The sequence below is a fragment of the Mycobacterium sp. genome (assembly GCF_025933915.1).
Taxonomy (GTDB): domain Bacteria; phylum Actinomycetota; class Actinomycetes; order Mycobacteriales; family Mycobacteriaceae; genus Mycobacterium.
In genome coordinates this window covers 1-6079 of the sequence record NZ_JAICZA010000220.1, presented here as the reverse complement: position 1 = coordinate 6079, position 6079 = coordinate 1, and the positions used below count along the sequence as shown (strand labels likewise).

The following is a 6079-nucleotide window of genomic DNA, read 5'->3' as shown; positions in this document are numbered from 1 at the left end:
TGAGGTGACGGTTGGGCCGGTCGGCGGACACATCTCAGTGGGGGCGGATGCCACGCTCCTATCAAGTCACGCCGGCCGGCCCTTCACACCTGATGCCGACAAAACGCATGAACGCCAACCCCACGGGCGGCACCGAGCCTACGAGCCAGACACCAGGTGATCAGGATCCAACCACCGCAACACGCGGCACCTCACCCTGACACTGACGACGAGCCTAGGTGCGCGGTCTCGGCGGGCGCTGGGAGACCGGTGGCCGCGCCACGCTCGGCGTCAATGAGTTTGACGAGCCCGGACTGCGGTGTCACTATGGATTCCGCAAGCACCTCGGTAGGTGAGGCGTCTGCATGGATATAGGCCACTGACCCCGAACGTCGAGAGACGCCCCGGGTCAGGACAGCTCTTCCCGGACCCAAGGGTTGAGCCCAAGTGGCTTCTGGACGAGGAGCGATCGCAAGCGCGGCGAAGCCGGGCGCAGCGGGTCGCGACCATCGATGATGTCCGGATACGCCGTGCAGTGCCGAAGCTCCGACGAGAGGGGTGCGACCGGCGGTTTTGGTGCCGTCGGTCATTCCTGCCTCTTTCGTTCCGGTGAATGTGGTGACACCCGCGTGTGTCCTGGCTGTGAGGAGGTGAGGGCGAGATGAGTCCTGGCGATAGTCCGTATCCGAATTTCGTTTTGTCCCGATCCGGCTCCGGCATTCCTCCCGCCGCCTGACCTTGCATCTGGTCCTGAGCGGCTCACATGTCGCACGGACCATGTCGACGCCGATCGGGCTTCTGGCAGGAGAGAAGATCATGGCTTTTGTTGTTACGCACCGTTTTTCCGCTGTTCCGAAGGGGCGCGGACGGTCGATGCTGCGCGCCGGCCGGTTGCTGGCCCACAAGTTGCACTTGCGGGCAAACCTGACCCCGCAGGAGCGGGCCAACCTGTACGTCTCGCGGATGCCGATCGCAGTGGTCACGGCCTCGCTGGGCGGGCACGCGTCGGGCCGCCCCGACAACCACTGGTGATCTGTTCCACGCATCGAGTGCAACCGCATCTCCTCACCGCGAGGTGAGAACCATTCGAGATAGCGAGGATCAGATGACCTCGATCCACACCCGCGGTGGCCGTCGCAGCGCGGTCTTCGGCCGCACGGCCACCGCCGCGGAAAGCCCGCCCGCCGGCGCGCAGGCGCCGACGGTGCTGGATACCGCCCACGTCGGCGACATCGTCGGCGCGTTCGGCCGCATCCGGCGCGACGGCACCGACGGGGCCCCTAGTGGCCGCTGGCGGCGGCTGAAGACATTGGCCGTCATCAGCGGTCCCGGCCTGATCGTCATGGTCGGCGACAACGACGCCGGCGGCGTCGCGACCTACGCACAGGCCGGCCAGGACTACGGGATGGGCCTGCTGTGGACGCTGGCGCTGATGATTCCGGTGCTGTACGTGAACCAGGAAATGGTGCTGCGGCTGGGCGCGGTCGCCCGGGTGGGTCACGCGCGCTTGATCTTCGAACGGTTCGGCAAATTCTGGGGCGCCTTCAGCGTCGGTGATCTGTTGATCCTGAACGCGTTGACGATCGTCACCGAATTCATCGGTGTGTCACTGGCTCTCGGCTTTTTGGGCTGCCCGAAGATCGTCGCCGTCCCGGCCGCCGCGGTGCTGCTGTTCGCCGTCGTGGCCGGGGGGTCGTTTCGCCGCTGGGAGCGGTTGATGTTCCTGCTGATCGCGGTGAACGTGCTGATCATCCCGATGGTGCTGCTGGTGCATCCGGCCCCGAAAGCCACCGCGGCCGGGCTGATCCCGCAATTCCCCGGTGGGCTGAACTCGACCGTGCTGCTGCTGGTGGTCGCGATCGTGGGAACCACCGTCGCGCCGTGGCAGCTGTTCTTCCAGCAGTCCAACGTGGTGGACAAGCGCATCACTGCGCGCTGGATCCCTTACGGGCGAGCCGATTTGGTGATCGGAATCGTCGTCGTCATGGTCGGGGCGACCGCGCTGATGGCGGTGACGGCGTTCGGATTGGCGGGCACCGCCGAGGCCGGTCACTTCACCGACGCGGGTGCGGTCGCCGCGGGGTTGTCCAGGCATCTGGGCGGCGCCGTGGGGCCGCTGTTTGCGATCATCCTGCTGGATGCATCGCTGATCGGCGCCAACGCCGTCGGCCTGGCGACCACCTATGCCGTCGGTGACGCCATGGGCAAGCGGCATTCATTGCATTGGAAGATCAACGAGGCCCCGCTGTTCTACGGTGGCTATGCGGTGCTGCTTGCGGTTTCGGCGGCGGTCTCCTTCAGCCCCGACCACGTCTTGGGCCTGGTGACACAAGGTGTGCAGGCGCTCGCCGGCGTGCTGCTTCCCTCGGCGACCGTGTTCCTGGTCTTGCTGTGCAACGACGGCGCGGTACTGGGGCCGTGGGTGAACACGGTGCGGCAGAACATCGTTGCGTGGACCATCGTCTGGGGTCTGGTGCTGTTGTCGCTGGCATTGACGGCGACAACCTTCTTCCCCGATCTGTCCACGGCCACCATCGAGACCGGGCTCGGCGCCGGTGCCGTGGTCGGCATCGTCGGTGGCGCGGCGATGATCATCGTCGGCCGGCGGCATCGCAGCCTGGCCGAGGCGGAAGCCATCGTGCGCACGCTAGGAGGCGGTCTGGACCCCGAGCAGGTCGACGAACTGGATGACGCCGCGTCGCTCACGCGCGCCGAGCGGCGGGCCGTGCGGCGGCAGGATCGGGCCAGCTGGCAAACCCCCAACCTGGCCCTGCTCGACCGACCGGCGATGTCGCCGATGCGCAGGGCGGGGCTGTTCACCCTGCGCGGCTATCTCGTGGTGGCCGTTGCGTTCGTCATCATCAAAATCGTGCAGGCCGGTGTCGCCGGGCCGGTCGTGTCACTGTGAGTCGGTAGGCAGCAGAACGATTTTCCCGTGGGTGTGGCGTTGCTCGAGTTCGGCGAAGGCGTCGGCGACCCGGTCCAACGGGTAGGTTGCGGCGACGTCGAACTCGATGGCGCCGGAAACGATAAGGCCGGCCATTTCGGTGAGCACCTCCGGTGTCGAGGCTTCCATGCTGCCCTCGGTCTTGGCGCCCACCTCGCCGGCCTTCTGAAAGGCGATGATGGTGTCGATTCGCTCGGGCGCCACGCCGAGGTCCACGGCGAGCTGGACGTAGTCCGGGCCGAACAGGTCGATGAACGCGTCGATTCCGTCCGGTGCCGCGTCGCGCAGCCGCTCGGCGAGCCCGTCTCCGTAGGCGATCGGGATGACGCCATGCGCGCGCAGCCAGTCGGCGTTCCCGGCGCCCGCGATGCCGAGCACGCGCGCCTCGCGTAGCACCAGCAGCTGGACGACCAGGCTGCCCACCCCGCCCGCGGCCGCCGACACCGCGACGGTCTCACCCGGCTGGGGCGCCACCGCGCGCGCGGCCGCGTAGGCCGTCACACCGGCCACGTACAGCGAACCCGCTGCCTCCCAACTGAGTTGGGCGGGCTTGCGGATCAATTGACCCACCGGCACAGCGGTGTGGGTCGCGTGGCTGGACCGGCGCAAGCTGAATCCCAAAACCTCGTCGCCCACCGAAAACTCGGTGACCCCAGGCGCCACCGCGGTCACGACACCCGCGAGGTCGCTGCCCTCCCCGGAGGGAAAGGCGGCGGGGAACATCTCGTGCATCGCCCCGACCCGAATGCCGGCCTCGCCGGGGTTGATCCCTGCCGCGCGAACTTCGACGACCACCTCACCCGGGCCGGGCGTGGGCATGGCGATGTCCGCCACGTACAACACCTCACGCCCTCCGTAACGGTCGAACCGCACGGCGCGCGCCGCCGCAGCCGTCATGCCGATCTCCTCACCGCGCGAAGATGCTCTTACCCACGCCAGCATAGGCACGCAGAGACCTATCCACCGGCGGCCCGTGGGGCTTATGTTCATAGCAGTTGCCGGGGAAGGAACACGCGTGGAGGTCGCTCGGGCCGGCGTCGTCGGCTGGGCCTTGCTGCACTTGACCGCGATCACCGCGGTCGGTGCGGCGAGCACCGGTTGCGGCGGCGCGGACGAACCGTCGTCGCCCTCGGCGACGGAATCGAGCCCGACCGCTTCCGCGACCAGCTCGAGCGCGGTCACCGGGCCGCCACCGGGGCAACCCACGGACTACGGCTTTTTGCTGGTCAAGCCGAGCGACGTCGGCGGGGGTCTCACCGCGCCGCAGTCGCCGATGCTCAATCCCAACAATGCGCCGGGGGTCGCGCAGCTGTTCGCCAACGCTGACAGCAGCCGCCGCCTGTGGGACACCATCGTGGTGGCCGCCGATCCGCCGGCGGCCGCGGCCGAACTGGCCAGCAGCAAAAGCGATTACGCCGGCAAGGTGGTCGGCAACTGGCAACCGCTCGCCGTCGGCGCGAACGGGTCAACGGTGTCCGGCGCGTCGCCCGACAACTCCCAGGCGATGACGGTCCTGCTGTTCACCGAAGGCAAGGCGTTCGTCACCCTGGAATTCGACAGCGCACCCAACGACCCGTTCGACCCGGCCGTGGCCCTCGACATCGCGCGCAAGCAGGACGTCGCGATCAAGAAGGGATTGCCCGGTTAGGGCGGCGTGGGGCTACACCAAGCCCAGCAAGCGTAGGTCCGCGACGTACTTGTCGATCAGGGCCGTCGTCAGATGCGGAATATCCTGGCCCGCACCGATTTTGGCGGTGCGCACCGCGCGGCGGAAGACGTCGGTGGGTGCCGGTGCGCCGCGCAGCGGCGTCTCCGGTTGCCGGTAGGCGTCCAGCAACGGCAGCACCGAATGCTGGCGCTGCTTGTCGGGTAGGGCGCGAAGGGCCGTGGTGAAGCGTCCCAGCCATTCGTCATAGTCCTCGATGCGACGGATGTCGTGTCCGGCGGCGATCAACCAGTCGACGAACACGTCCAGGGAAATGCCGTCGTCGTGCGGGTTCATCACGTCATAGGAGCGGAACGCCCCGGCAGACTCGTGATCCTCGGCGGCCGTTGCCATCTGCTCGCCGAGCGTGGTGACCGCTTCGGCAACGAAGTCGGCGGGCAGGCCGTCGTAGTGCGCCGCCGCCCGGTTTCCCTGCGCGTCGGTCTGGTAGAAGGAGGACGGTGCGATACCAGTGGTCAGCACGCTGAACATCAATCGGGTGAACGCGTCCGGCACGTTCAGCTGGCCCGCATACCGGCTGTGCGCGAGGATCATGTCAGACCGGAAAACGGCGACAGGCAGCCCGCACAGGTCGTGTGCTTCGCGCAGCAACACCTCGCCGGCCCACTTGCTGTTCGCGTAACCGTTCGCGTAGCTGTCATCGATCGGGCGTACCGCGCTGACGGTACGGATGTCGCCGTCCTCGGCGAACCCGGCCGGATCGACGGTCATGGCCACCGCAACGGTCGAGAGGTAGGTGACCGGTTTGATGCGCGTCGTGATCGCCAGGTGAATCAGCTCGCCGGTACCCACGACGTTGGGGCCGAAGAGTTGGTCGTAGGGCAGCACATGGTTGACCAGTGCGGCGGGGTGGACGATCAGATCCACGCTCTGAGCGAGGTGCTGCCAAGTTGCTTGGTCCAGGCCGAGATTCGGCTCGCCGATATCACCGACGATGACTTCCATATGGTCGGCGGCCAGCGTGCGGAACCGCTCGAGTAAGTGCGGGTCCCCGCTGTCGAAAACCGCCTCCAGCCGTTTGGTGGCCGCCGCGGTGTCCGTGGCGCGGATGATGGAGATGAGTTTCCCGCCGGTTTCGGCAAGCCGCTCGAGCCATTCGAGGGCCAGGAAGCGGCCAAGGTAGCCGTTGGCGCCGGTGAGCAGGACCGTGTGCGGTGTGCCGGTCGCATGCGGCAATGTCGGCGCGTCGGCCAAGGTCTTCTCGTCGATGAACTTGTCCAGCGTCAGCTCTGCTGCGCGGACCTCGGCGGCGCCACGACCGTGCACCGTCGCAAACGTGGGACGCTGGGATACCGATTTACGCTCGGACTCAACGTATTCCGCGAGCTGACCCAGATCGGTCGCCGGGCCGGTGATCATCCCCACGGGCACATCGACGCCGAAGATATCACGCAGCAGGTTGGAGAAGGTCAACGCCGACAGGGAGT

At 67.4% G+C, this 6079-nt stretch carries 5 protein-coding genes and 1 riboswitch; of the genes, 3 read left to right on the top strand and 2 right to left on the bottom strand.

What is annotated here, in order from left to right; genetic code table 11:
* Positions 1 to 316: 316 nt before the first annotated feature.
* Positions 317 to 544: riboswitch (M-box (ykoK) riboswitch) on the top strand.
* A 251-nt stretch (positions 545 to 795) separates the two neighbouring features.
* Together Q0W90_RS22555 and Q0W90_RS22550 are read left to right on the top strand one after the other, a co-directional pair.
* Complete coding sequence (locus tag Q0W90_RS22555; protein ID WP_297594862.1) at positions 796 to 1011, top strand: hypothetical protein; 216 nt, start codon at positions 796 to 798, stop codon at positions 1009 to 1011.
* Between the two features lie 73 nt (positions 1012 to 1084).
* Entirely contained in the window at positions 1085 to 2887 is a 1803-nt protein-coding gene (locus Q0W90_RS22550; RefSeq protein WP_297776733.1) for an NRAMP family divalent metal transporter, read from the top strand.
* Here Q0W90_RS22550 and Q0W90_RS22545 read toward each other — a convergent pair.
* A complete protein-coding gene (locus tag Q0W90_RS22545; protein ID WP_297701105.1) occupies positions 2879 to 3823 on the bottom strand; it encodes an NADP-dependent oxidoreductase in 945 nt (314 codons plus the stop codon). The two genes, Q0W90_RS22550 and Q0W90_RS22545, sit on opposite strands and share 9 nt — an antisense overlap.
* Before the next feature lie 118 nt (positions 3824 to 3941).
* On the opposite strand from Q0W90_RS22545, the gene Q0W90_RS22540 reads away from it, so the two are divergent.
* The gene (locus Q0W90_RS22540) at positions 3942 to 4574 is read left to right on the top strand and encodes a hypothetical protein (RefSeq protein WP_297594775.1); all 633 of its coding nucleotides are present in this window, start codon (positions 3942 to 3944) and stop codon (positions 4572 to 4574) included.
* 12 nt (positions 4575 to 4586) lie between these two features.
* On the opposite strand, the gene Q0W90_RS22535 is transcribed toward Q0W90_RS22540, so the two are convergent.
* Positions 4587 to 6079: thioester reductase domain-containing protein (locus Q0W90_RS22535; RefSeq protein ID WP_297776730.1), on the bottom strand; the 1493-nt coding region annotated here is incomplete at its 5' end.

What these genes read in the sequence shown, in the direction of transcription:
- Q0W90_RS22550 (WP_297776733.1), top strand. Translation starts at nt 1,085, where the DNA reads ATGACCTCGATCCACACCCGCGGTGGCCGTCGCAGCGCGGTCTTCGGC.
- Q0W90_RS22555 (WP_297594862.1), top strand. Translation starts at nt 796, where the DNA reads ATGGCTTTTGTTGTTACGCACCGTTTTTCCGCTGTTCCGAAGGGGCGC.
- Q0W90_RS22545 (WP_297701105.1), bottom strand. Translation starts at nt 3,823, where the DNA reads ATGACGGCTGCGGCGGCGCGCGCCGTGCGGTTCGACCGTTACGGAGGG.